This is a genomic window from Paenibacillus sp. GCM10027626 (genome assembly GCF_042676285.1).
Lineage (GTDB): Bacteria > Bacillota > Bacilli > Paenibacillales > Paenibacillaceae > Paenibacillus_Z.
The window spans coordinates 136,263-161,265 of sequence record NZ_JBHTHC010000013.1; the positions used below are offsets into that span (position 1 = coordinate 136,263).

Here is a 25,003-nt window from a genome sequence, read left to right on the forward strand (position 1 = left end):
CTAAAGAGTGTGCCCGGCAATAAGGTGGTGACAACGATTGGCTAAAGGAATGCGCGAAATCAAACGCCAGATCAAGAGTAAACAGAGCATGAAACAGATCACGAAGGCGATGGAGATGGTCGCAGCGGCAAAGCTGAGACGCTCGCAGGAAGCGGCAGTCGCAGCTAGACCATACACCGATAAAATTCGGGAGGTGGTTGCAGCTATAGCTTCCAGTGGAGGCAGCGTCAAACATCCCATGCTGGAGTCCCGCGAAGTAAAGCGGACTGCATATCTCGTGATCACTTCTGACCGTGGTCTTGCTGGTGGTTATAATGTCAACGTACTCCGTAAAATAGCGACAGCGTTGAAGGAAAACCATAAATCGGCGAGTGAATACGATCTTTTTGTTCTTGGCCGCAAAGGCAGTGCTTATTTTAAGCGCCGCAACATTGCGATCAAGGAGGAAATTACCGGCCTCTCCGATTCGCCTAGCTTCTCAGACATTAAAAGCGTAGCTGCCTCAGCAGTACGCGGTTTTGAAGAAGGCGCCTACGACGAACTGTATATTGTCTATAACCAGTTCCTCAATGCCATGACGCAAATTCCGGTGCTCAAAAAGCTGCTGCCGCTTGGTGATGTAACGGAATCACCAGCTGGCGAAAAAGCGGACTACGAATATGAGCCGTCGCCGGAAGCGGTATTGGATGTGCTGCTGCCGAAGTATGCGGAGACTGTTATTTACAGTGCTCTGCTGGAAGGCAAAGCGAGTGAATTTGGTGCGCGGATGACTGCGATGGGCAATGCGACGAAAAATGCTACGAAGATGATAGATGTATTGAGCTTGACATACAACCGTGCGCGTCAAGCGGCGATTACGCAAGAAATTGCGGAAATTGTCGGCGGCGCAAACGCACAGCAATAATAGTTCCCGGCAGCTAACGCACGGGAAGCGAGAAAACTTTTAGGAGGTACCTCAATGAGCAACGGGCGCGTTGTCCAGGTAACAGGACCAGTAGTCGATATTGCATTCGACAATGGCCATTTGCCGGATATCCTGAATGCGATAAAAATCGAGAAGAAAGCTCAAAACGCTAATGAGCGCGACATCAACCTCACAGTTGAAGTTGCGACTCACCTTGGTGACAACCTGGTGCGTTGCGTAGCGATGTCTTCTACTGATGGTCTGGTTAGAGGAGCGGAAGCGGTCGACCAAGGTCGTCCAATTACTGTACCTGTAGGACCAGCAACTCTTGGCCGCGTGTTTAACGTACTTGGCGATCCGATCGACAACAACGGCGATGTAGACCGTTCGATCTCCAATCCGATTCACCGCCAAGCGCCGACATTCGAAAACCTGTCGACGCAACAAGAAATTTTGGAAACAGGCATTAAAGTTATCGACTTGATGGCCCCATACGCGAAGGGCGGTAAGATCGGCCTCTTCGGCGGCGCGGGCGTAGGCAAGACGGTAACGATGCAAGAGCTTATCCACAACATTGCCCAAGAGCACGGCGGTATTTCCGTTTTCGCAGGCGTTGGCGAGCGTACTCGTGAAGGTAACGACTTGTACCACGAGATGAGCGACTCCGGCGTTATTGCCAAAACGGCAATGGTATTCGGTCAGATGAACGAGCCTCCAGGCGCGCGTCTGCGCGTAGCCTTGACTGGTCTGACAATGGCGGAATATTTCCGTGACGAAGAAGGCCGTGACGTGCTGTTGTTCGTCGACAACATTTTCCGGTTTACGCAAGCGGGTTCCGAGGTTTCGGCGCTTCTCGGCCGTATGCCTTCCGCGGTTGGTTACCAGCCTACGCTGGCAACTGAGATGGGACAATTGCAAGAGCGGATTACATCCACTAAAAAAGGTTCAGTAACGTCGATTCAAGCGATCTACGTTCCTGCCGATGACTATACTGACCCGGCTCCAGCTACGGCGTTTGCTCACTTGGATGCAACGACAAACTTGGAGCGTAACATTGCAGCGATGGGTATTTTCCCAGCTGTTGACCCGCTAGCTTCTTCTTCCCGTATTCTGGCTCCAGAAATTTTGGGCGAAGAGCACTATCAAGTTGCACAAGGTGTTAAGAAGCTTCTGCAACGATACAAAGAGCTTCTTGATATTATCGCGATTCTCGGTATGGATGAGTTGTCCGAGGAAGACAAGCAGATCGTTCACCGTGCGCGCCGCATTCAGCTGTTCCTGTCGCAGCCGCTGCACGTTGCTGAAGCGTTTAACGGTATGCCAGGCGTGTACGTGCCGGTTAAAGACACCGTCCGCAGCTTCAAGGAAATTCTTGAAGGGAAGCATGACGATCTTCCGGAACCGGCGTTCCACAACGTCGGATCGATTGAAGGCGCAGTCGAGAAAGCTAAGACGCTTGCTCAAGGGCTGTAATACGCCGTTGATGGAGGGATCCGCATGAGCACCTTTTTATTAGAAATCGTCACGCCTGAGCGTAAAGTGTACGCTGAGGATGTTGATATGGTTATTGTTAAAGGCACCGAGGGTGAAATGGGTATTTTGCCTAATCACGTACCGCTTGTAACGCCGCTTAATATTGCACCTGTGAGAATCAAGAAAGGCCGTTCCGAAGAAGTTCTTGCTGTGAATGGCGGTTTCGTTGAGGTTCGCAAGGAAAAGGTCGTTATCTTGGCAGAAAGCGCAGAGCTTGCCGGCGATATCGATGTTGATCGTGCCAAAGCGGCTAAACAGCGTGCTGAACAACGGTTAACCGGCAAACAAGACGAGTATGACTTCCGTCGTGCTGAACTTGCATTGCAACGGGCGATGAATCGTCTGGGCGTTAAGCAGGGTTAGGAAATAATGGTACAGTCAACAACGCCGAAACATCATGTTCAATATGATGTTTCGGCGTTGTTTTTTGGTTGAGGAACAGGGGGAAAACTAATCCATCATAGACGGAAGTGGTAGCTTTTGTTATAATTGTGAGGGAATTTTGACAAGCGGGGCGTATTTTTGCTCTGCACGAATATCGATGCGCACGGAGGCGATTGTATGGAGAAGTACATCAATAACTACGTGATTGTAACGATTTTCATCATTTTGGGCATTCTCCTTCCGGTCGTTGCTTTGACGGTTGGTCGTTTGCTGCGGCCGAATAAGCCGACTGACGAGAAGAAGACAACCTATGAGAGTGGCAATGAACCGACAGGGGAAGGCCAGATCCGCTTCAACGTGCGTTACTACTTGTTCGCGCTTATGTTTGTTGTATTTGATGTAGAAACCGTTTTCCTATATCCGTGGGCCGTTGTGTACAAACAGTTCGGCCTTTTTGTGCTTGTTGAAATGTTCATTTTTGTGGCGTTGTTAGCAACTGGACTCATCTATGCCTGGAAGAAGAAGGTGTTCAAATGGAATTCAATTTAGCCTCGATTACGCCGGCAGAGCGTCAGGAATTGGAACGCAACGTATTTATGGGCACATTGGAACAATTGAAGGCATGGGCGCGCAGCAACTCGCTGTGGCCGCTGACTTTCGGCCTCGCTTGCTGCGCGATCGAAATGATGGGGACGGGCGCTTCACATTATGATCTGGACCGGTTCGGCGTCATATTCCGCACATCTCCGCGGCAGTCCGACGTTATGATTGTGGCCGGAACAGTAACGAAGAAGATGGGGCCATTATTGCGTAGACTGTACGACCAGATGCCTGAGCCAAAATGGGTAATTGCGATGGGCTCATGCGCCACTGCAGGAGGGCCGTACGTCCATTCCTACGCAGTGATGAAAGGGGTCGACCAGGTTGTGCCGGTCGATGTCTATATTCCGGGCTGTCCGCCGAACCCGGCTGCTTTAATCTATGGGATAAATAAACTGCAGGAAAAAATCCGTTATGAAGCCAAGACCGGAAAGCAGGTGACTGGCCGATGAGCGAGGAGCAAGAGAAGCAAAAGGCGGCGGCTGATCCGGAGCGGGAGGCCAAATTGAAGGCAGCTGCCGAGGCGCGCGCTGCGAAGGCTGCGGCGAAAGCGGCGGCGGCAGGGGGAGAGCCGGCTGGCGCCGTGGAAGCGAAGGCGCCGTCTCCTAAACAGCCTGAGTTGGATGAGATTGTCCAGCTTTTACAGACAAAGCTGGATAATAGCGCGATTGTGGAAGCGCAAATTAATGAGCTGAATGGTCATATGCCGAATATCGTCGTTCAGCCGGAACATTGGCCTGCTGCCGCGGAGCTGCTCAAGAGCGAACTGGCATTTCATTATTTGCGGAATGTGTCTGGTGTCGATTATGAAACGTATTTGGAGGTTGTCTACCATCTGGTGTCGTTAGAGACCAAGAAGGAACTGGCGGTGAAGGTCCGCACAGAGCGCGAAGCGGCTTCTGTGCCTTCAGCGACGCCAATCTGGGCAACCGCAAACTGGAATGAACGGGAAATCTATGACTTGCTTGGCATCGATTTTGCCGGTCACCCTGATATGAGGCGCATTATGATGCCTGACGACTGGGCGGGGCATCCGCTGCGCAAAGATTACGAACCGCTTGATCCGGAGGTGTAGAAGGCCGTGATTCGTACCGAGGAATTGTTGCTTAATGTAGGACCGCAGCATCCCAGCACACATGGCGTCTTTCGCATTATCGTCAAGCTGGACGGCGAGATGATTACGGAAGCGACGCCTGTGATGGGCTATTTGCACCGCGGGACGGAGAAGCTTGCGGAGTCGTTGAATTATACGCAAATTATTCCGTATACCGATCGGATGGATTATGTTTCGGCGATGACGAATAATTATGTCTTATGCCACGCCGTTGAGACGATGCTGGAGCTGGAAATCCCGGAGCGGGCCGAGTTTTTGCGCCTGATCGTCATGGAGCTGCAGAGGGTAGCCAGCCATCTGGTCTGGTGGGGAACCTATCTGCTCGATATTGGGGCGATGAGCCCGTTTCTATATGCGTTTCGCGATCGGGAAATCATCATTGATCTTTTTAATGAATTGTGCGGTGCCAGATTGACATACAATTATATGCGGGTCGGTGGCGTAAAGTGGGATGCGCCGAGCGGCTGGATCGATAAAGTGCGCGATTTTATCCCGCATATGGAGAAGCGGATGCTGGAGTATGACAAATTGGTAAGCGGCAACGAAATTTTTCTCGCCCGGATTAGAGGTGTTGGGCACTACGACGCTGATACAGCGATTCAGTACGGTCTCTCAGGAGCGAATCTGCGGTGCACAGGGGTAGATTGGGATCTGCGTAAAGCGAAGCCGTACAGCCTCTATGAGCGCTTTGAATTTGATGTGCCGGTTTCTAGCGGGGGGGACTGTTACGCGCGTTATTTGCTTCGTATGGAGGAAATTCGCCAGTCGTTGCGAATATTAAAGCAAGCGATCGAACAATTTCCGGCTTCAGGCGAGACGATGGGGAAAGTTCCGCGGGTTATTCGCCCCCCGGCAGGCGAGGTATATGTTAGTATAGAATCACCGCGCGGCGAAATCGGCTGCCACATTGTATCCAAGGGGAAGGCGGAGCCCTACCGTTTAAAATTCCGCAGGCCCTCCTTTGTTAATTTGCAAATATTGCCGAAGCTGCTTGTCGGCGAGACGATGACAAATCTGATTACGATATTAGGCGGAATTGATATTGTCGTTGGGGAGGTGGATGGCTGATGGGGGCATGGCTGGATGAAACATTGACATGGGGAAACGCTTTGATTTTTTTTCTATGGGCTGTTATTTTGCTTGTCATTGTACTTGGCTTTGTCACCTATGCGATCTACTTTGAACGGAAGGTTATCGGCTGGATGCAATTGCGGATCGGGCCCAATCGGGTAGGACCGCTTGGTTTGCTGCAGACGGTTGCCGATATTGCCAAGCTGCTCATGAAGGAGGATACCATCCCGCGCAAGGCAGACCGCGTGCTGTTCATCCTGGCGCCGGCTCTCGCCTATATTCCGGCATTTGCGGTATTGGCAGTCATCCCTTATACGAATAAGCTGTACTTTGCAGATATTAATGTGGGGCTGCTCTACTATGTGGCGCTATCCGGCATCACGACGCTTGCAATTGTACTGGGCGGCTGGGCCTCGAACAACAAATATGCCTTACTGGGCGGCATGCGTTCCGCGGCGCAAATGATCAGCTATGAAGTGCCGCTCGTTATTTCCGTCGTAGGAGTCATTATGCTGTCAGGCACGATGAATTTGCGTTCGATCGGCGAGCAGCAGGGAGACTGGTTTTGGCAGTGGAATTTTCTTCCACAAATTATCGGCTTCGCAGTCTTTATTATAGCGGCGATATCAGAACTGAACCGCACGCCTTTTGATTTGCCGGAAGCGGAATCGGAGCTGGTGGCCGGCTATCATGTAGAATATAGCGGATTTCGGTTTGCGTTCTTCATGCTTGCAGAGTACGTTTATATTTATGCGATTGCCGCGTTGACAACGGTGCTGTTTTTGGGCGGATGGCATGCTCCGTTAGCCTTTCTGGATTTTGTTCCAGGAATTGTCTGGTTTTTGCTCAAATTTGTGTTTATCGTATTCTTTATATTTTGGCTGCGCGCTACGATGCCGCGGATCCGGGTCGATCAGTTAATGGGGCTCGGCTGGAAGGTATTACTGCCGCTTGCGCTGCTTAATGTGTTTGTTACAGCGATCTATATGGAGCTTTTTATTAAAGGATAACGGAGGGAAGCGGAATGAAGGGTCTCTTGAAAGGGCTTGGCGTCACCTTTAAATCGATGACAGCAAAGAAAGTTACCACTTCCTATCCCGATGAACCATACGTTATGCCGGATCGTTTTCGAGGTATCCAGCATTTCATTCCGGATTTGTGCATCGTCTGCAATCAATGTGCGCGCATTTGCCCTACAGACTGCATCACGCTGACAGGGAAGCCGAACCCTGATCCGGAGAAAAAAGGGAAAGTGATCGATACCTTCGATATTAATTTTGAAATTTGTATTTTATGCGATCTTTGCACCGAGGTTTGTCCGACGGAGGCGATCGTCATGACGAACCAGTTCGAGCTCGCTGCTTATAGCCGGGATGATCTGTTCAAGGATATGGAGTGGCTGGACAATAACAATCAGCTGGTACGCAAGGATAATAACAATATTGGAGCGCCGCAGGCTGCGAAAGGGGGCGGCAAGAAAGATGTTTAACGTGCCCATGACCGGCGAGTTCATCGCATTTTTTATCTTGTCCGTCATCATTATTTGCGGCGCGGTACTGATGGTCAGCTTTACGAAGGTCGTTCACATGGTTGTGTCGCTAGCGGCAGTATTTATCGGTATTGCCGGACTGTTTATATTGCTTCAGGCTGAATTTCTGGCATTTGTACAGGTGCTTATTTATGCAGGCTCGGTATCGATCCTGATGATATTCGGCATTATGATGACGAAGCATCAGGATGCCGAGGCGGAGAAAAGCAAGCCGCTGCAGGAGGTATTGGCCGGTGTCGGGGCGCTTGCGCTTTTCGGAATGTTGTTTTATGCCATTCGTCAAACGGAGTTTCCCGAAGCACAAGCCTTCACAGGCGGCGACAACAATGTTATGGAAATCGGCAAGCAGCTCTTTACCACTTATGTGATACCATTTGAGCTTGTTTCGGTGCTGCTCACCGTAGCGTTTATCGGGGCGATTGCGGTCGCGAAGAAGGAGGCGGAGTAAATGTTATCTTCCTATCTGACTATAGCGGCCATTTTGTTTTGTGTCGGGCTGTACGGTGCGCTTGCCAAGCGCAATGCGGTCGTTGTATTGCTCTCAATTGAGCTGATGCTAAATGCAGTAAATCTGAATCTGGTCGCTTTTTCCAAGTATGGCTTCTTTCCTTCGTTAACAGGGCAAATGTTCTCTTTGTTCACCATAACGGTTGCAGCCGCGGAGGCGGCAGTAGGAATTGCGGTGCTCATTGCATTGTTCCGGGCGAGGGGAACGGTAAACGTCGACGAATTCGATGAAATGAGGAGGTAGTCGCACGTGGATACCGTATTTTCACATTATGCTTGGATTATCCCGCTATTTCCGCTGGCTGCATTTGTGCTGCTGCTCGCGTTCGGGCGCGGCTTCAAAGGTGCAGGCGTCCTGATTGGCACGGGAGCTTCACTCATTTCGCTCATTTTGGCGCTGCTTGTGCTGTTTGAGCGGCTGGCTGCGAATATGGAAGACTACCGTGACGGATTCAAATGGATCGGGATCGGCAATGTCCAGCTGACAATCGGATTCGAGGTCACCAATTTGTCCGCTTTAATGCTGGCAGTAGTAACGGCGGTCTCCTTCCTGGTTAATTTGTATTCTGCCGGGTATATGAAGGGTGACGAGCGGATTACGGTGTTTTACGGATACATCGCATTGTTCAGTTTTTCCATGCTGGGACTCGTACTTGCTGACAATATGCTGGCACTTTATATTTTTTGGGAGCTTGTGGGCGTCTGCTCTTTCCTGCTGGTCGGCTTTTGGTATCAGCGGCCGGCGGCCCGGGCGGCAGCCAAAAAGGCGTTCATTGTTACCCGTATCGGCGATGCCGGCTTGCTGCTGGCGATTTTGCTGCTGTTCTGGTATATGCCCAATCATGCGCTCGATTTTGTAACGATTCAAAATGTGTTCGAGCAAGCCGGCACAATAACGGCCGGGATCACAACTTTGATTGCGCTGCTCATCTTTGTCGGCGCCGTAGGCAAGTCGGGGCAATTTCCGCTCCATGTATGGCTGCCTGATGCGATGGAGGGGCCGACGCCGATTAGCGCGCTCATTCACGCTGCAACCATGGTTGCGGCAGGCGTATATCTTGTAGCGAGAACCTTTGATATTTTTGAAGCTTCGCAAGCGGCGATGACGACTGTCGCTTATATCGGTGCATTTACAGCTATTTTGGCGGCAACGATCGCGCTTGTGCAAAATGATTTGAAACGTATACTGGCGTATTCTACGATTAGCCAGCTTGGCTATATGATGCTGGCGCTCGGCCTCGGCTCGCTGACAGGCGGCATTTTCCACCTTGTGACGCATGCTTTTTTCAAAGCGCTGCTGTTTCTTGGCGCAGGCTGCGTCATTCATGCGGTACATACACAGAACATTCAAGAAATGGGCGGCCTCGGGTCGCGGATGCGCGTAACTGCGTGGACTTTTGCGATCGGCGCTATGGCGCTGTCCGGCATACCGCCATTTTCCGGCTTTTGGTCGAAGGATGCCATATTGAACACGGCTTTACAGGAAAACCATCCGGTGCTGTTCGCCATTGGCGTCATTACGGCCTTCTTCACAGCTTTTTATATGGCGCGTCTCTACTTCCTTGTTTTTGCGGGCAAATCCAAGGGAGAGCAAGGGGCAAAGGAAGCTTCCTGGACGATGACGACGCCTTTAATCGTACTAGCTTTGCTCACGATTGCAGCGGGCTTCATCGAGACACCCTGGAACAACACGCTGGGCAGATGGCTTTCCGACGATGGCACGGCTGCCCATACGGGCGGAGGGCTCGTGATGGTGATTTCGGCAGCGGTAGGCATTTTAGGCTTATATTTGGGCTGGCTGGTCTTTGTCAAAGGGATGATTGCCAGAGATCTGATTTCGTCGAGAATGCCTTGGCTGGTGAGGCTGCTGGAGCGCGGCTATTACTTGGATGAATTGTATCAGCTTATTTTTGTTCGCGGCTTGCGGTCGCTTGGCACACTTCTTCAAGCGATCGATGATTATGTGGTCGGCGGCTTCGTCCGTCTCGTCGGAGGCGCCGCTGTCGTCTTCGGCAAGGGCGGAACGCGGCTGCAGAACGGGCAAGTGCAAACCTATGGCGTCATTACAGTGCTTGGACTTATTGTGCTCATTGTTGCGATTGCCGGAAGGAGGTTCTGGTAATGCCTGCCGATATTCCTATTTTAACGCTCATTACCTTCTCTCCGCTGCTTGGCATTCTCGTTTTGCTCCTGTTGCCCAAACAGCAGGTTCGTTCGTTAAAAGCAACGGCGATTGTGGCTACGCTTATTCCGCTCCTGCTATCGCTCTGGCTGTTTGCCAATTTCGAGAATCATGGAAATGGAGCAGCCTACGCGGAGCAGGCTACGTGGGTGGAAGCGCCGCTGAACAAAGAAATGCTGCGCGGCGTCACGACCTATATGTTCAAGTTTCAGTATCACATGGGGATTGACGGCATTTCGCTGCCGCTCGTGCTGCTGACGACGATCGTTGCGTCGATGGCTGCGCTTGCTTCTGTCCATATCAAGAAAAGATGGAAAGCCTTTTATCTATGGTTTTTGCTGCTGGAGATCGGCATGCTTGGCATATTTATGGCGCGGGATGTATTTCTCTTTTTCGTCTTTTTCGAGCTGACGCTCATTCCGATGTTTTTCCTGATCGGGATTTGGGGAGGCGGCAACCGGGAAAAGGCAGCCACCCGCTTTTTGCTCTACAACGGTATCGGTTCTGCCATTATGCTGGCGGCATTCGTAATGCTTGTCTCGACGGCGGGGTTCAATATGGAATCGCCGGACCCGCAAAACGTTCACTATATTTACAGCGGCAGTTATGAAACGCTGCAGGCTAATTTGACCAATCCGGAGTCTTATGTCAATTTGTCGCCGGAACAAATGCCGGGGAACCCTTTTTATATGTCAGAGACGATGAAGTGGTCCATCTTTATTATGCTGCTCATCGCTTTCGGCATTAAATTGCCCTTCTTTCCATTTCATACCTGGATGCTGCGGGTGCATGTGGAGGCGCCGCCGTCAATTGTTATGCTGCACTCGGGCGTGTTGTTGAAGATGGGGGCATACGGGCTCATTCGGTTCGGATTATTGCTTTTTCCCGCACAGGCAAAGGAATGGGCGCTTGTCCTCGCTTTGCTCGGTGTTATTAATTTGCTATACGGGGCCGTTCTAGCCTTCGTGCAAACGGAATTAAAGCTTGTGCTCGCTTACTCTTCTATCAGCCATATGGGGATCGTTCTTCTTGGGATTGCTTCGCTTAATGAAATCGGCTTGCAGGGGGCTATCGTGCAATTAGTGTCCCATGGCTTGATTTCAGCTCTGCTCTTTTTGATTGTGGGCAGCTTGCAGGAGCGCACCGGTACGACAATGCTGGCCGACTTGGGAGGCTTGGCGCGGAGCTTGCCGTTTATGAGCGGCATCTTTTTGACGGCTGGTTTGGCTTCTTTAGGACTGCCGGGCTTGTCAGGATTTGTAGGAGAGTTTTTAGCGCTGCTCGGATTATTCGATTCGATGCGGATTATAACGGCAATTGCGGTGCTGGGTGTTATTTTAACAGCGGTTTACATGCTGCGGAGTATACTGTCTATTACATTCGGCGCAATGCCGGAGCGATTCGCGGCTTTACGCGATGTGCGCTTGATTGAAGCTTTGCCGATGATCGCGCTGTTAGCTTTTATCATTCTGCTCGGTGTTTATCCGTCGATTTTGCTTGAGCCGATGAAGATCAGCCTGAATGCGGCCTTAGCGCAACTATCGATGAAAGTGGGGGGATAGAAGGATGAGCGTGGACAATTCGATGCCGCAATTTGAGCCGTTGACATGGACCGATGCCGTCTATCTGACCCCGGAATGGATACTGGCTGCAGCTTTTGTTTTGCTCATTATACTGGACCTGGCGCTGCCGCGGCGGATGGGCCGAAATGTAATCGGCTGGCTGACGCTTGCCGGGTTTGCCGCTTCGCTGGGCGCTGTTCTGTGGCGGCTGGCGGAGATGAGCGCAGGCGCACTAGGAGAGGCGCCGGAAATTATTCGCCTGCTTGGCGACAGCTATCGAATCGACCAGTTTGCTAGTATACTAAAGCTGATCTTGTTAGCTGCTGCTATTTTGATCGTCTTAATGAGCCTGGGGACTGTAAGGCGAGAGGAGATTCCGCATAAAAGCGAGTTCTATTATTTAATGCTCCCTGCTGTTCTGGGGGCTATGATGATGGCTTCCTCGGGTGACTTGGTCACTTTGTATCTCGGGTTGGAAGTGATGAGCGTTACAACGTATGTTCTGGTTGCCATGCGCAAGCATGCCGCGCAATCCGCGGAAGGGGCATTCAAATATGTTGTAACCGGGGGGATATCGTCGGCGCTCATTTTGTTCGGGATGTCCTATCTGTACGGCTTGACGGGTACGACGAATCTGGGAAGAATGGCGGGTATGCTGCAAATGGCGGGAGCTGAACTTCAAGAGCTGCTCTATGTCGCTGTCTTTATGCTCGTTGCAGGACTGGGCATTAAGATCGCCGCCGCTCCATTCCATACCTGGGCTCCTGATGTGTACCAGGGAGCGCCGACACCGGTTACGGCCTTCCTGGCGATTGTCTCCAAAGCTGCGGTATTCGCAGTGCTGTTTCGGATTATTTACAACCTTGCCTTTGCCTTGTCGGCCTCGGAAAATCCGGTGGGCGGGGATATATTCCTGCTGCTGCTCATCCTGGCCGCTGCCGCCATGCTTGTCGGTACGACCGCAGCTTTGAAGCAGCGCAATGTGAAGCGGCTCATGGCTCTGTCCGGCGTAGCCAACGCAGGCTATCTGCTTGTGCCAATCGGGGTATCCATTAAAGGGGCGCATATGGCCAATTTCGGCGAATTTGCCTTTTACCTTATCGCTTATGTGCTGATGAATGTCGGGGCATTTGCGGTGATATCGATTGTTCAGGCAGCTGCCGGGCATGAGGAGGTCAAAGGATTTTCCGGACTATATTACCGCGCTCCGTGGACGGCTGCGGCCATGATCGTATTTATATTGTCATTAGCAGGATTGCCGATCAGCGGCGGATTTTTCGGGAAACTGTTTATTTTACTGGGAGCCGCGCAATCGCATGCGTATTGGATTGTGGCGATTATGGTTATCAGCAGCGTAATTTCCTACTATTTTTATTTTGCAATTATACGCCAAATGTTTATGCGCGGTACTGGAGAGGAGTCAGAAATACGAGTGCCGGTGACGACGGGCGTTGTCATCTGGGTCAGTGCCGTACTCACAGTTGCGCTCGGTATCGTTCCAGGCTGGCTTGCAGGCTGGTTAAATGACCACTTCTCTTTGTTGACAGACCTTATGATCCGCTATTGACGGCTCAAAAATGTTCCAATTTAAGAAAAGACAGCTTCAACTGCCAGATTTATATGGTGGCAGAGGCTGTCTTTTTTGCGATAATGGGAAGGATTCAGGGGTATGAACGCGAAAGGTTCTATATAACAATTTGCAAGTTAAAAAGGTTGATCTACAATGAAAAGCATTTATTTGAAGCGGACTGCATTAGCGGTGCTGGTGCTGGTTATAGGGTTGTTTTTTCAATCTACAGGGAAAGAGGGCGAATTATGGAGGGGCGCCGCAGCGGCGGAGCAAGCAGGCTCTCCCAGCTGGCTGCTCAAATGGCGCGACAGTGAGCAGACCGTTCCATTGCCGCAGACTACAATCGTTCATCAGCAGCCAGAGACCGGGATTGCAGTGGTACGGCCATCCGGGACGGGTGTTGACGCTGCGTTATGGCTGAAGCGGCTGCAGGCGTTGGAGCAGGTTGAGTACGTACATCCCAACAATCGAGTAACTTTGCTGGCAGCGTCTTCCGTGCCGAATGACCCGGAGCTGCCCAAGCAGCATTATTTGGATCAAATCGGCGCCAAAGCGGCATGGACGGTTGTCCATGATCAGACCGATCTGACGATTGCGCTGGTAGATACAGGAGTAGATTTGCAGCATCCGGATTTGAAAGATAACTTGGTAGCGGGGACGAATCTCGTAGCCCCAGGCAAGCCGCCCAAGGATGACAACGGGCATGGCACAGGCGTAGCCGGCGTGCTGGCTGCAGTAGGTAACAATGGAAAAGGAGTATCGGGCATTCTCTGGAAAGCTAAAATTATGCCGATTAAAGCGCTTGATGCCGATGGATATGGCGATGAGGAGAAGTTGGGCGATGCAATTTTATATGCAATTAAAAATAAAGCGCGCATTGTCGTATTGTCTGTAGGCCTGTATCGGTACTCTCCTTATTTGGAGGACGTTGCTAGATATGCCGAAAACAAAGGCGTCCTGCTTGTAGCGGCCACAGGAAATGATGGCGAAAAGCTGGGCGATTTGGTAGAGGTGAAGTATCCGGCTGCCTATCCAACTGTATTGGCTGTATCGGGAGCGACCCCTGACAACAAACCGGAGCCGCGAGCCAACTCCGGTCCGGAGGTTGATCTGGCAGCGCCATGGAATGTATACACGACCGCTATGGGCGGCGGTTATAAAAAGGAACAGGGGACGTCGCTGGCGGCGCCCCAGGCTGCCGCGGCGGCGGCATTAGTCTGGTCGATTCACCCGGAATATAAACCTTACCAAATTCGGGAAGTGCTGCGGCAAAGCGCCAAAGATATCGGACCGCCAGGGATTGATCATGCAACCGGCTATGGTTTGCTGCAGGTCGGCAAAGCGGTCACATTGAATATGAAGGCCGACGGTTATGAACCTAACGAGACAAGAAGCGCCGCGAAAAAAATTCCAATCGGAACCATGATCTCGGCTCAATTGACAGGCGGCGCCGATCGGGACTGGTTTGCAGTTGATGTTCCTTTTGACGGCAAGCTGGTGCTCGAGCTGGGGACCGCCGGCAAAGAAGGGAATGTAAAACTTGCCCATTTTGCGGGGGCAAGGCAGCAATCTGTCAAGCAAATGAAAATAGGCAACCAAACGGCGGAATGGAACGTAAAGAAAGGGCGAAACTATATTTTGCTGCAGCTGTCAGACGGTTATAGCAAGGATGAGCTTCCTTATTTGTTAACCGTGAAGTTCAAGCATTTGCCGGATGCCTATGAAAGTAATGATAAAATGGAGGAAGCGTATGAATTGGAGCCTCGCTCGCAGACGCTGACCGCCAATTTTCATCAGACCGGTGACCGCGACTGGTTCAAGATTGAATTCAAGCAGAGCGGCACACTGCAGGTACGTGTCACGCCTGATTCGGTCCGTATTGACCCCGCGCTGGCGATTGGTCGTGCAGGGGAAGCATTAATCCAGACGGATGAAAATAAAGAGGGGGAGCCCGAAATATCCCGGGAGATTGCCGTAACGCCAGGAATCTATTATATTCGCGTTCATGATGCGATCTCGTCGAAGGCAAGCCCTACTATTGCCCAGTATGAATTAAAGCTGGAGTATCAGAAAAAGCTGATCGATCCGAATGAGCCTAACGATAAGCCGCATGAGTCGACGGTTATCCGGCTTGGATCAACGTATTCCGGCGTCATTAGCACTCGCGGCGATGAGGATTGGTTCCAAGTCAGATTGGCGAAGCAAAGTGCTGCCAAGATCGCGATCACCGAGATCCCCGAGGGGGTGCGGATGAAAGCGGAATTGTACGACAAGCGGCAGTCCTTGCAGGAAGCACTAACCTCCAAAGGAAGGACGCTGGCTGGTGAGCGAAAGCTGGAGGCGGGATTGTACTACATCAAGGTAACGGCCAGTGTACCGTTCGATAAACAGTATTATAAGCTGCGCGTGCAGGCAGAGCCGTTAATAGCCGGCTTTCGCGATATTGCCGGCACTTGGGCGGAGCGTCCAATAGCGGAGCTTAGCCGGCGGGGGATCGTCAGCCAAAGCCTGGATTGGCGTTTTTATCCAGCACGCAGCATTACGCGTGCAGAGGTTGTCGCGATGCTCGTCAGGGCGCGCAATTCGCCGGCGAGCGGCAAAAGCATTAGCTTTAAGGACGTTCCCGATAAGCATTGGGCCAGAGATGTTATTGCGAAGGCTGTTAATGCCGGATGGGCAAGCGGCTATGTAGACGGCTCGTTCCGCCCGGAGAAAGCGATAACGCGCGAAGAGATGTCCGTTATGCTGGCCAGAGCTTTTCAATTGAAGGTAGAGAAGCTTAACAGCGCGCCTTTCACTGACATTCCTCTTACTCGCTGGTCGGCTGCGGAGCTGGCTGCAATGAAGCGATTGAAATGGATCAGCGGTTATTCCGGCAATTTGTTCAAGCCGGAAGTTATAGCGACGCGCGCGGAATTCGCCGCGTTGCTGCAAAAAGCTTTGGATTGAAGTGGATCTGAGCGGACCTAGGAGGCTCTAGGTCGGCTATGTTCCTATGGAAAGTAGGGCGAAGCGGGCGGTAGCGGACCGTGGATCCGTTATCTGTGAACAAACGCGCCAAAATGGCGGGGATGCGGACCGTAGATCCGTTATTGGCCGCAAATCGCCGCGTAAACCTGGCAAAGTCCGCAAATAACGGATCGTGTGTCCGCGAAACCTCCGAAAGAGCCGGTTTTCGACCAAATAAAGGATCGTATGTCCGCGTGTCACAGTTACCCTATGCTGCGGCAAATGCTAACGGATGTCACGGACGCTATTTCCGAAAATCCGACCGGTCTGAAATTGTAACGGAACTATGCGCCGCTATTTGATGATGCTGAGCCTGATTTTGCAAGAAAACGTCGAATTAAGATCGCTCACTTCCGTCCCTCTTCAAAAAGAGGGGTTATTGGCGAAATAAGGTCTGTGGCTTCCGTCTAGATGAAACTGCTTTGCAGCTTGCCTCTTCTCCGGGGCTCAAACCACTGACCACCGCTGCCGGCGATGAAGGCAAATAAGGTTTCAGGGGAAGAAACTTGTTCCGCACCAAGGACTCCGTCAGAAGTTTTTCTCATGATTAAAAAAAGGTTCTTACATCTTTATAAGGAGGCTATATTAACTATATGAATGTTGATCAGCTGGTAACAACAACAGGCTTGATGGGACTGCTGCGAATCATTGTGGAACTGTTTTCCATTCTGGCGGCCTGGATCGTCATTCAGGATGTGCGCTTTGATGTATTTTTGCGGCAGCCGCGAGGTGTGAAGGCGCGAATCTTACAAGTAATGATAGCCGTCATTATTGGACATTTGTTTGCAAATTTTTTATTTTCGTATTGGCAGTGGTCGTCGGCGTTGAAGTTTCTTGTCGAATAACTATGTTGAAAAATGTCAACAATGGATAGTACAAGACGGTACAAAAAAAGGATGGCCGTGCGAATAGTATAAAATGCTGCCAAATTAATGAAGCAAAAGCTTATAATATTCAAGCGCAGGGCCGCCGTTTTGCGGCTAAAAAAGATAAGTGAAGCATAGTGTCACAACTTAGCCCTTATCTTTTAAAAATAACGCTTGTCGATTCATGTAGCCCGATGATATGATGAAGAATGTGCACTAAAATGAGATGCCAATTATTGCAGTATCAGGGAAAAGAAACTACTGCGCGCGGAGGGAAACCTAAAGATGAGCAAAATAATCGTCCGCGGCGGCCAGCGACTAACCGGAAACGTTCGTGTCAGCGGCGCCAAGAACGCCGTACTGCCGATTCTCGCGGCCACGTTACTTGCACAAGAGGGAGATAGCGTAATTACCGACGTCCCTTTTTTAGACGATGTGAATACCATTCAGCAAGTACTTGCTTCGCTGGGAGCAAGACTAACATATGAGAAAGAAACGATGCGCATCTCCGCGCAGCAGCTAACCTCCTATGAGGCGCCGTATGACCTCGTCCGCAAAATGCGGGCATCCTTTTTGGTCATGGGCCCGCTGCTTGCCAGATTGGGTAAAGCGCGAATCGCTCTCCCGGGCGGGTGTGCGATTGGAACCAGGCCGATCGACCAGCATTTGAAGGGCTTTGAAGCGATGGGAGCGGAGATCGAACTCGGTCAAGGGTTTATCGAGGCACGTTCGGCCGGCCGTCTGAAGGGTGCCAAGATTTATTTGGATGTAGCAAGTGTAGGCGCGACAGAGAATATTATGACGGCTGCAGTGCTTGCTGAAGGAACGACGACGATTGAGAACGCGGCGAAAGAGCCGGAAATCGTCGATTTGGCCAACTATTTGAACGCGATGGGGGCCAAGGTGCGCGGTGCTGGCACAGGCGTTATTCGCATTGAGGGCGTCGACAAGCTGGTTGGTGTTGAACATACAGTAATTCCTGACCGTGTAGAAGCGGGTACTTATATGATTGCAGCGGCAATTACGGGTGGAGATGTCCACGTTGAAGGTGCGATTGCGGATCATCTTGCTCCGGTCATTTCCAAGATGCAGGAAATGGGTGTAGAGATTGAGGAAACGGAAAACGGTCTGCGCGTATCTGCGCCGCATCCGTTGAAATCGGTTGATGTGAAGACATTGCCGTATCCAGGCTTTCCTACAGACATGCAGTCGCAAATGATGGCGCTCCTGATGGTATCCGAGGGGACCAGCATTGTAACGGAAACTGTTTTCGAGAATCGTTACATGCATGTAGAAGAGTTCCGCAAGATGAGCGGACAAATTAAGGTTGAAGGCCGCACAGCCATTATTCGGGGCGGTGTTCAGCTTGAGGGCGCGAAAGTATGCGCAACCGATTTGCGTGCAGGAGCAGCACTCATCTGCGCTGCCTTGTGTGCAGAGGGAGAGACCGAAATTACCGGCATGCAACATATCGATCGCGGATATGTCGATATAGCGGGCAAGCTGGGTCGTCTGGGTGCGGATATTGAGCGTATCGAGCTTGTAGAGACAGCTTCAACAGTAGATAAAATGCAAACAATTGCCTCCGGCATTGAGGCGGCAGTACAAGCGGCAGGCGCGCAGCAGGCTGATCCCATTACCGCATCGGCAGCTAGCGAAGGCGCTCCTGAGAAGAAGCGGGAGAAGGATTTACCGCGTATTACAGCACAGCCGACATGGGCGTAGAATTGCCGGGCAATTACAAATACAGACTGTTCCTAAGCCAAATCAGGCGATAAGGGACAGTCTTTTTTATTTTTTCTAGTGCGGCCTAATCTGGTCCGCAAGGGAGTCGTTTTGGCGCGTTTGTTAACAGATAACGAATCCACGATCCGCTTCTGTTTATGAAGAAAACAGTTAGCTGTTCCCCCTCATGCGACTACACGGCATCATCACGACGTTGACGAGTGGGGCTAACGAACCTGAGACACGCTATTGGCCAATAAATCAGCTTGCTCAGCGCGTAACGAACCAGACACACGTTATTAGAGGAAAAAAGGCGGGAAAGCGGCCGATTTTCGGCGAATAACGATCGGTAGATTCGTTACAGCCCACAAGGCCCCATTTTGGGCCGAATAAGGATTGTCAGGTTCGTTAGCGGGTAGCGTACGTCTATTTTTGTCAGGCGAAACTTTAGATCGCTCCTCCACGGAGGACTTCGTATAGAAGTTCTTCTTGTCAAACTTGTATTCTCGCAAGAGCCGGCCCCGATACTGTTTCTCACGTTCTATCCTACTTGTGAGGTTCATAGACTATAGAAGTAGTGTTAAAGGGAAGGAGCAGACTATGAACAGAAAACGATTGAGATGGAATACCAGAAGATGGTGGACAGGCTTTGCGGCAGGTATTTTGCTTGCTGTGCTTGCAAGAGGCGTGATGTACATAAATGATCTGGGCCGTCATGTGGAGCAGGACGGCTTTGCCCGACTGGCAGAAATAGAATCGATTGATTTGCAGAAGGATAAAGCAGCTGCGAAGGCGACAGCAGCTAAGAAGCCTCCGGCAAAAGCGCTGCCGAAAGACTATGACCGTACTAGAGTATCTGTGTATCTTGAAAAGGAAAAACGGATAGAAACAGTGCCGCTCGAGCTTTATGTACGCGGCGTTATTGCCGGGGAAATGCCTGTGGAATTCGAGCAGGAGGCGTTAAAGGCGCAGGCGATCGCCGCACGCACTTATATTTATCGCCGTTTAAGCAGCGGGGATCACAGCGGAATGGCAAATATTCAAGCCGATGTCAGAAACACAGTACAGCATCAGGTCTACGTGCCGCTTGCGGAGCTGCTGAGCCGCTGGGAAGGAGAGCAGAAGGAGACGTATCTCACCAAGCTTAACCGGGCGGTAGAGGAGACGAAGGGGCAGATCGTTACGTATGACGGGGAGCCCATCCAGGCCACCTTTTTTTCTACCAGCAATGGCTATACTGAAAATGCCTCCGATTATTGGGCGTCGGCAGATATCCCTTATTTGCGAAGCGTAACCAGTCCATGGGACAAATTAATTTCGCCGGAATACAAGGAGACGACCAAGCTTAAAATTGCTGCAGTAGCGGAGAAGCTGGGCGTGAAGCCGAGTGAAGTGAAGCAAATGCGCGTGCTTGAAACAACGGAGGGAAAAAGGGTGAAAGCGTTAGTAGTAGGAGACAAGCAATTGAGCGGCCGCGAGGTAAGAGAGAAGCTGGGCCTTCCCTCATCGCAATTTACTTGGAGCTTTAAAGGGGACGAGGTGGAAATTACGACATACGGCTACGGGCACGGTGTAGGGATGAGTCAATGGGGAGCGAACGGGATGGCGCAGGAGGGAAAGACGGCGAAGGAAATACTGGCACACTATTATTCCGGGACAAAAGTGGAGACTGCCTCCAAGCTAGACTTGCAATCTTAAAAAATTCGAAACCTCACGTATAAACTGCTAGGTTGTGGCAACAATGGCTAGTGAGGTGATCGAACATGGAAGATCAAAACAAACCGAAGCTGAAAAAAGAAGATTCTCCTAAAACGATGATAGGAGAAACTGCCGTCAAACCTTCTGCATGGAGAAAGCTGCTGTCGAAAAAATGGACAGCTCCGGCAGCATTTATGGCCGCGGCAGCAATTATCGTAACCTTAATGTGGATCTATCGGGGAACGGAACAGACACCTTCGACAACTGACAGCAACCCCGAAGTGAGTCAGGTTACGGGCGAGGAGTCATTGGATTTGCCGGTAGACGATACACTCGAGGTAGCGTCAACGAATGAAACGATGCAATGGCCAGTCGTCAAACATAGTGATTATGACGTGGCAATGTCGCATTATGATGCCACAGCCTCCGATGAAGATCGGGCCGCTGCCATGATTCAGACAGGCAACACGTTCTCGCCGCATATGGGTATCGACCTGTCGAAGGCGGATGATCAGCCTTTTGACGTCATGGCGGCATTAAGCGGTACTGTTATTGTGGCAGAGTCTCATCCGCTAAACGGCGGTGTTGTTGAGATTAAGCATGCTGACGGGCTCGTCACAGTCTACCACAGTCTCACCAATGTTAATGTGAAGGTTGGCGATAAAGTGAAGCAAGGTAAGCAAATCGCCAAGTCTGGCCGCGATGAGCTTGAGAAAGAGCTCGGCAACCATTTGCACTTTGAAGTGCGTCAAAATGGCAAGCCGGTCAACCCGAATACATTGCTTGAGCAATAAGCTGTAAAAAAAATTTCTTTGTACGAAGAGGCAAAAGACAGGTGAATCCTTGTCTTTTGCCTTTTTTTGCCGGCATGAATGAAAATATTTGCACAAACTTAGCTTGTCACGCTTGGCCACAAAGAATATATACCCGTACCCCTCATATAATGTACCAAACTATCTCGAGTAGGGAGGCGGGAGCGTGCACGATTACATCAAAGAGCGTACCATCAAGATCGGCCGTTGCATTGTAGAAACAAAGCATACGGTACGAACGATTGCCAAAGAATTTGGCGTCTCCAAAAGCACGGTACACAAGGATTTAACCGAACGATTGCCAGAAATAAACGCCGAGTTGGCAGACCAGGTCAAGCATATACTGGAGTATCACAAATCGATCCGGCATCTCAGAGGGGGAGAAGCAACCAAGATTAAATATAAGAAAACGACTGGCCGTAAGCGCGAGGTGATGGCTGCCGCAAAAACATGACGAATTTTTCTACAAAAATAGAGGATTTTTGCAAGCTCTCAGCGAATAATGTACGGGATGAGCAATGAATCGACTACTATTCGCTTTGGGGGACTTACGACTTATGCTTAGCAAGGATATCGGAATTGATTTAGGTACAGCTAATGTATCCATCCATGTGAAAGGGAGAGGCGTCGTGCTGGATGAGCCTTCGGTCGTGGCGATCGAAAGCGACTCCAAGCGTGTGCTTGCGGTAGGCGGGGAAGCGCACCGTATGGTAGGGCGGACTCCTGGCAATATTGTGGCTATCCGGCCGCTTCGGGACGGCGTTATTGCCGATTTTGAAATTACAGAAATTATGCTGAAATCTTTTATCGACCGGGTCGGTGGACGTTCCTGGTACAGCCGTCCGCGTATTCTGATCTGTACGCCAGCGAATATTACTTCTGTCGAACAGAAGGCGATTCGTGAAGCGGCGGAACGCAGTGGTGCGCGCGATGTATTTCTGGAAGAAGAACCGAAAGCGGCCGCGATAGGCGCCGGGATGGATATTTATCAGCCTAGCGGCAATATGGTGGTCGATATCGGCGGCGGAACGACGGATGTTGCTGTACTGTCAATGGGCGACGTCGTAACCGCCTCTTCTATTAAGGTTGCTGGGGACAAGTTCGATGCAGCCATCATGAAGTATATTAAGAGCAAGTACAAGCTGCTCATTGGCGAGCGTACTAGTGAAGATATTAAAATGAAGATCGGAACGGTGTATGCGGACGGCGAACGTAACGAAATGGACATTCGCGGGCGCGATATGGTATCCGGTCTGCCGCTGACGGTTACGATTTACTCGGATGAGGTACGCGAAGCTTTGTGGGAGCCTATCTCATCTATCGTAGCTGCAGCCAAATCAGTCTTGGAGCGGACACCGCCCGAGCTATCTGCGGATATTATCGATCGGGGCGTCATTTTAACCGGCGGAGGCGCGTTGCTGGACGGTCTTGACGCGCTGCTGGCCGAACAGTTGAAAGTGCCCGTGCTGATTGCAGAAAATCCGATGCATTGCGTCGTTAAAGGGACAGGCCTTCTGCTGGATCATTTGGACCGCGCCCCGCGTAAAATATAGAGAGCCGCATTTGTACAGGTAGGGCGCCTATAAAAGGGGGGCGCGCCGAAGTGCAAATGATGCGAAAGATCTGTTTTCACTCTTCATGCCGAAAGAACGGATGCCGATATATATAGAAGATGCCGCATTTTCTGGCATCAACAATCGGATATAATCAGGAGGTCGGCTCCATGTTAAGAGGATTAGAGACGGCTGCTGCCGGGATGATCGCACAGCAGCATCGGCATGATACGGTGACAAACAATATTTCGAATATAAACACGCCCGGCTTTAAGCAAACGCATGCCTTGGCACGGTCTTTTCCGGAGATGCTGCTCGCCATTACAGGCGTTTCGGCTGAACAGGGAGGCAAGGTAGGACGTTTGAATACGGGCGTGTTTGCCGAGGAAAGCCTCGCCTTGCAGCTGCAAGGCGATTTAATGCAGACAAACCGCTCAACGGATTTTGCCATTGTGTCTGATATTCAAGTGCCGGGTGTGACTTTTGACCTATCTGGCAAAGCGGTACAACCGAACGGCGATGTCGTCTATCAGCCGTCGGCATATTTTACGCTGCAAAATGCAGCCGGAGAAATCCGTTATACGCGCAGCGGCCAATTCTCGGTCGATGCTGACCGGTATTTGATTGCCAGCGACGGCACTCGCGTGCTTGGTCAGGATGGACGGCCGCAGCAATTGCCGGCAGGCGTGGCGGCCAATCAATTGTTATTAAACAGCGACCGGCAGCTTACGTTGGAAGACGGTACAGTAGTCGGCAGTCTCTTAATTACCAAAGTGAATAACCCGCATCACCTTGTGCGCGAAGGGGATGGCAAGTTCAGATTGATGGGCAATCAGAACGAGGCCGTGCCGCTTGGGGCAGGGGATCGTGTTGAGGTTAGACAGGGCTATATTGAACGTTCGAATGTAGATCCCGCTAAATCAATGGTTGAACTGATGTCTGCTTTGCGTGCGTATGAAGCTAATCAAAAAGTGGTTCAATTCTATGACCGCAGCCTTGATAAAGCGGTTAATGAAGTCGGCCGCGTATAGGAGGGAAGTACCTGATGAACAGCTCAATGATTAATGCGATGGTCTCAATGAATGGTTCGCAACAAAAATTGGACCTGCTGGCGGATAACATTGCAAACCTGAATACGGTAGGATATAAACGTAAGGGGGGGACTTTCGCTGATTTGCTGACAACATTGACGAATCAGCCGAAAGACTTTGAATTGTCAGGCAGGACTTCTCCCCGCGGCTTTCAGCTTGGCAGCGGCGCCCGTTTCTTAGGCATTCAGCCAGATCTTTCGCAAGGCGCGCTGGTTCAAACAAACGAACCGTTTGATTTGGCAATTGCCGGAGATGCGCTGTTTGAGCTGCAAACGAAAGAGGGCAAGCGCGCATATACCCGCAATGGGGCGATGCAGCTGACTATAGACCAGACTAGTCGTATCGCTTATTTGACAACGAAGGATGGCTATACTGTGGTTGGAACGGACGGCAACCGGATCGAAATTCCTAAAGAGGCTGATTCTGTGCGCATCGAAGAGGACGGTTCTGTCTTTGGGGTTACAACTTCCGGACGTCCATTTACATTAGGCCAAATTCGTCTGGTGAAAGTGACCAATCCGGCTATGCTGTCGCAGGTTGCCGATAATTTATTTGTTATCGCAGAGGGAATGAATGAGAATAACGTTTTGCAGCGGGCAGTAGCTGGGGTGGATAGTGACATTTCAATCCGGCAAGGATATATAGAGCAATCTAATGTCAACATGACGGAAGAAATGACCGAATTGATTAACGTGCAGCGGGCGTATCAGTTGAGTGCGAGAGCATTAACATCCAGTGATACGATGATGGGGCTTGCCAACAATCTGCGCGGGTAGGAAATGAGTGTGCTTTCATGGAAACAAAGAAAGAAACAGCAGCAGCATTAGAAGGAGTTACGGCGGCCGAGCAGTCAGCATTGCGCGGCGTGCCGTCGTACTCTAACGATACTGTACAACAGGATGAGCAGGGTGCAGAGCAAAGCGAGGGAAAGACGGTCTCGGCTGAACATAAGGTTCGCCGAAAACGCAACCTCGGTTTGCGTATTGTGCTATGGCTGCTTCTCAAAAGTATTGTCCCGATCCTTTGTATATTGGCATTGGCCGGAGGGTTATATGTCGGTTTTGTTGTTGTCGGTAAACAGTCTCTTGACGATGCGCTGAAATGGGAAACCTGGAAGCACATGTATGATCTAATATTTGCCGATACTTAGGAAAGGAAAATAAGGAGAAGGGCCGTCCGGTCTGACTCCTATTTTTTTGAAAATATAAGAAAGTATAAGAAAGTATAAGTTCTACCTTATACACAGCTTATATTTCTAAGGGAAGAAACTTGG

At 50.8% G+C, this 25,003-nt stretch carries 24 protein-coding genes; all 24 read left to right on the forward strand.

The features are described from left to right. The first annotated feature begins 37 nt into the window (after positions 1-37). The 24 genes from atpG to ACFQ0N_RS23705 all read left to right on the forward strand — a co-directional run bounded on the left by atpG (position 38) and on the right by ACFQ0N_RS23705 (position 24,880). Positions 38-904, forward strand: a complete 867-nt coding sequence (gene atpG / locus ACFQ0N_RS23590) for an ATP synthase F1 subunit gamma (RefSeq protein WP_379330859.1) — start codon at positions 38-40, stop codon at positions 902-904. A gap of 54 nt (positions 905-958) precedes the next feature. Beyond that, positions 959-2,377, forward strand: coding sequence for a F0F1 ATP synthase subunit beta (gene atpD, locus ACFQ0N_RS23595; protein WP_379330861.1), 1,419 nt, complete (start codon positions 959-961; stop codon positions 2,375-2,377). A gap of 24 nt (positions 2,378-2,401) precedes the next feature. Then, positions 2,402-2,800, forward strand: a complete 399-nt coding sequence (locus ACFQ0N_RS23600; RefSeq protein WP_379330863.1) for a F0F1 ATP synthase subunit epsilon — start codon at positions 2,402-2,404, stop codon at positions 2,798-2,800. A gap of 198 nt (positions 2,801-2,998) precedes the next feature. Then, positions 2,999-3,370 (forward strand): NADH-quinone oxidoreductase subunit A, encoded by a 372-nt coding sequence (locus ACFQ0N_RS23605; RefSeq protein ID WP_379330865.1) that lies wholly within the window; start codon positions 2,999-3,001, stop codon positions 3,368-3,370. Further along, positions 3,355-3,873 (forward strand): NuoB/complex I 20 kDa subunit family protein, encoded by a 519-nt coding sequence (locus ACFQ0N_RS23610; RefSeq protein ID WP_379330867.1) that lies wholly within the window; start codon positions 3,355-3,357, stop codon positions 3,871-3,873. The genes ACFQ0N_RS23605 and ACFQ0N_RS23610 overlap by 16 nt, the downstream gene beginning before the upstream one ends. After that, the gene (locus tag ACFQ0N_RS23615) at positions 3,870-4,496 is read left to right on the forward strand and encodes an NADH-quinone oxidoreductase subunit C (RefSeq protein WP_379330869.1); all 627 of its coding nucleotides are present in this window, start codon (positions 3,870-3,872) and stop codon (positions 4,494-4,496) included. The genes ACFQ0N_RS23610 and ACFQ0N_RS23615 overlap by 4 nt, the downstream gene beginning before the upstream one ends. A 6-nt stretch (positions 4,497-4,502) precedes the next feature. Further along, positions 4,503-5,603, forward strand: a complete 1,101-nt coding sequence (locus tag ACFQ0N_RS23620) for an NADH-quinone oxidoreductase subunit D (protein ID WP_379330871.1) — start codon at positions 4,503-4,505, stop codon at positions 5,601-5,603. Further along, positions 5,603-6,616 carry an NADH-quinone oxidoreductase subunit NuoH gene (gene nuoH, locus ACFQ0N_RS23625; protein WP_379330873.1) on the forward strand — a complete coding sequence of 338 codons (1,014 nt, stop codon included), beginning with the start codon at positions 5,603-5,605 and terminating at the stop codon, positions 6,614-6,616. The genes ACFQ0N_RS23620 and nuoH overlap by 1 nt, the downstream gene beginning before the upstream one ends. A 14-nt stretch (positions 6,617-6,630) precedes the next feature. Then, complete coding sequence (gene nuoI / locus ACFQ0N_RS23630; protein ID WP_379330875.1) at positions 6,631-7,095, forward strand: NADH-quinone oxidoreductase subunit NuoI; 465 nt, start codon at positions 6,631-6,633, stop codon at positions 7,093-7,095. Then, complete coding sequence (locus ACFQ0N_RS23635; protein WP_379330877.1) at positions 7,088-7,603, forward strand: NADH-quinone oxidoreductase subunit J; 516 nt, start codon at positions 7,088-7,090, stop codon at positions 7,601-7,603. The genes nuoI and ACFQ0N_RS23635 overlap by 8 nt, the downstream gene beginning before the upstream one ends. Further along, complete coding sequence (gene nuoK / locus ACFQ0N_RS23640) at positions 7,604-7,906, forward strand: NADH-quinone oxidoreductase subunit NuoK (RefSeq protein WP_379330879.1); 303 nt, start codon at positions 7,604-7,606, stop codon at positions 7,904-7,906. 6 nt (positions 7,907-7,912) lie between these two features. Then, positions 7,913-9,784, forward strand: coding sequence for an NADH-quinone oxidoreductase subunit L (nuoL, locus tag ACFQ0N_RS23645; RefSeq protein ID WP_379330881.1), 1,872 nt, complete (start codon positions 7,913-7,915; stop codon positions 9,782-9,784). Then, positions 9,784-11,406: a complex I subunit 4 family protein gene (locus tag ACFQ0N_RS23650; protein ID WP_379330883.1), complete on the forward strand. Its 1,623-nt coding sequence runs from the start codon at positions 9,784-9,786 to the stop codon at positions 11,404-11,406. The genes nuoL and ACFQ0N_RS23650 overlap by 1 nt, the downstream gene beginning before the upstream one ends. A gap of 4 nt (positions 11,407-11,410) precedes the next feature. Further along, on the forward strand, positions 11,411-12,973 hold the full coding sequence (locus ACFQ0N_RS23655; RefSeq protein ID WP_379330885.1) for an NADH-quinone oxidoreductase subunit N: 1,563 nt from the start codon (positions 11,411-11,413) through the stop codon (positions 12,971-12,973). Positions 12,974-13,129: 156 nt separating this feature from the next. Further along, on the forward strand, positions 13,130-15,925 hold the full coding sequence (locus tag ACFQ0N_RS23660; RefSeq protein ID WP_379330887.1) for a S8 family serine peptidase: 2,796 nt from the start codon (positions 13,130-13,132) through the stop codon (positions 15,923-15,925). A gap of 653 nt (positions 15,926-16,578) precedes the next feature. Then, entirely contained in the window at positions 16,579-16,830 is a 252-nt protein-coding gene (locus ACFQ0N_RS23665) for a DUF1146 domain-containing protein (protein ID WP_379330889.1), read from the forward strand. 306 nt (positions 16,831-17,136) lie between these two features. Then, complete coding sequence (murA, locus tag ACFQ0N_RS23670) at positions 17,137-18,576, forward strand: UDP-N-acetylglucosamine 1-carboxyvinyltransferase (RefSeq protein WP_379330891.1); 1,440 nt, start codon at positions 17,137-17,139, stop codon at positions 18,574-18,576. Positions 18,577-19,176: 600 nt separating this feature from the next. After that, on the forward strand, positions 19,177-20,274 hold the full coding sequence (gene spoIID, locus ACFQ0N_RS23675; RefSeq protein WP_379330893.1) for a stage II sporulation protein D: 1,098 nt from the start codon (positions 19,177-19,179) through the stop codon (positions 20,272-20,274). Positions 20,275-20,339: 65 nt separating this feature from the next. Next, entirely contained in the window at positions 20,340-21,068 is a 729-nt protein-coding gene (locus ACFQ0N_RS23680) for a peptidoglycan DD-metalloendopeptidase family protein (RefSeq protein WP_379330895.1), read from the forward strand. Between the two features lie 184 nt (positions 21,069-21,252). Then, positions 21,253-21,540, forward strand: a complete 288-nt coding sequence (gene spoIIID / locus ACFQ0N_RS23685; RefSeq protein ID WP_379330898.1) for a sporulation transcriptional regulator SpoIIID — start codon at positions 21,253-21,255, stop codon at positions 21,538-21,540. A gap of 103 nt (positions 21,541-21,643) precedes the next feature. After that, positions 21,644-22,639, forward strand: coding sequence for a rod shape-determining protein MreB (mreB, locus tag ACFQ0N_RS23690; protein WP_379330900.1), 996 nt, complete (start codon positions 21,644-21,646; stop codon positions 22,637-22,639). Positions 22,640-22,809: 170 nt separating this feature from the next. Continuing rightward, positions 22,810-23,670 (forward strand): flagellar hook-basal body protein, encoded by an 861-nt coding sequence (locus ACFQ0N_RS23695; RefSeq protein WP_379330902.1) that lies wholly within the window; start codon positions 22,810-22,812, stop codon positions 23,668-23,670. A 14-nt stretch (positions 23,671-23,684) separates the two neighbouring features. Beyond that, entirely contained in the window at positions 23,685-24,506 is an 822-nt protein-coding gene (locus ACFQ0N_RS23700; protein ID WP_379330904.1) for a flagellar hook-basal body protein, read from the forward strand. A 17-nt stretch (positions 24,507-24,523) separates the two neighbouring features. After that, on the forward strand, positions 24,524-24,880 hold the full coding sequence (locus ACFQ0N_RS23705; RefSeq protein ID WP_379330906.1) for a DNA-directed RNA polymerase subunit beta: 357 nt from the start codon (positions 24,524-24,526) through the stop codon (positions 24,878-24,880). The last annotated feature ends 123 nt before the right edge of the window (positions 24,881-25,003 follow it).

Bases quoted from the DNA above. Each gene is read 5' to 3' on its own strand.
- atpD (WP_379330861.1), top strand. From the start codon at position 959: ATGAGCAACGGGCGCGTTGTCCAGGTAACAGGACCAGTAGTCGATATT.
- ACFQ0N_RS23600 (WP_379330863.1), top strand. From the start codon at position 2,402: ATGAGCACCTTTTTATTAGAAATCGTCACGCCTGAGCGTAAAGTGTAC.
- ACFQ0N_RS23605 (WP_379330865.1), top strand. From the start codon at position 2,999: ATGGAGAAGTACATCAATAACTACGTGATTGTAACGATTTTCATCATT.
- ACFQ0N_RS23610 (WP_379330867.1), top strand. From the start codon at position 3,355: ATGGAATTCAATTTAGCCTCGATTACGCCGGCAGAGCGTCAGGAATTG.
- ACFQ0N_RS23615 (WP_379330869.1), top strand. From the start codon at position 3,870: ATGAGCGAGGAGCAAGAGAAGCAAAAGGCGGCGGCTGATCCGGAGCGG.
- nuoH (WP_379330873.1), top strand. From the start codon at position 5,603: ATGGGGGCATGGCTGGATGAAACATTGACATGGGGAAACGCTTTGATT.
- nuoI (WP_379330875.1), top strand. From the start codon at position 6,631: ATGAAGGGTCTCTTGAAAGGGCTTGGCGTCACCTTTAAATCGATGACA.
- ACFQ0N_RS23635 (WP_379330877.1), top strand. From the start codon at position 7,088: ATGTTTAACGTGCCCATGACCGGCGAGTTCATCGCATTTTTTATCTTG.
- nuoK (WP_379330879.1), top strand. From the start codon at position 7,604: ATGTTATCTTCCTATCTGACTATAGCGGCCATTTTGTTTTGTGTCGGG.
- ACFQ0N_RS23650 (WP_379330883.1), top strand. From the start codon at position 9,784: ATGCCTGCCGATATTCCTATTTTAACGCTCATTACCTTCTCTCCGCTG.
- ACFQ0N_RS23655 (WP_379330885.1), top strand. From the start codon at position 11,411: ATGAGCGTGGACAATTCGATGCCGCAATTTGAGCCGTTGACATGGACC.
- ACFQ0N_RS23660 (WP_379330887.1), top strand. From the start codon at position 13,130: ATGAAAAGCATTTATTTGAAGCGGACTGCATTAGCGGTGCTGGTGCTG.
- ACFQ0N_RS23665 (WP_379330889.1), top strand. From the start codon at position 16,579: ATGAATGTTGATCAGCTGGTAACAACAACAGGCTTGATGGGACTGCTG.
- murA (WP_379330891.1), top strand. From the start codon at position 17,137: ATGAGCAAAATAATCGTCCGCGGCGGCCAGCGACTAACCGGAAACGTT.
- spoIID (WP_379330893.1), top strand. From the start codon at position 19,177: ATGAACAGAAAACGATTGAGATGGAATACCAGAAGATGGTGGACAGGC.
- ACFQ0N_RS23680 (WP_379330895.1), top strand. From the start codon at position 20,340: ATGGAAGATCAAAACAAACCGAAGCTGAAAAAAGAAGATTCTCCTAAA.
- mreB (WP_379330900.1), top strand. From the start codon at position 21,644: ATGCTTAGCAAGGATATCGGAATTGATTTAGGTACAGCTAATGTATCC.
- ACFQ0N_RS23695 (WP_379330902.1), top strand. From the start codon at position 22,810: ATGTTAAGAGGATTAGAGACGGCTGCTGCCGGGATGATCGCACAGCAG.
- ACFQ0N_RS23700 (WP_379330904.1), top strand. From the start codon at position 23,685: ATGAACAGCTCAATGATTAATGCGATGGTCTCAATGAATGGTTCGCAA.
- ACFQ0N_RS23705 (WP_379330906.1), top strand. From the start codon at position 24,524: ATGGAAACAAAGAAAGAAACAGCAGCAGCATTAGAAGGAGTTACGGCG.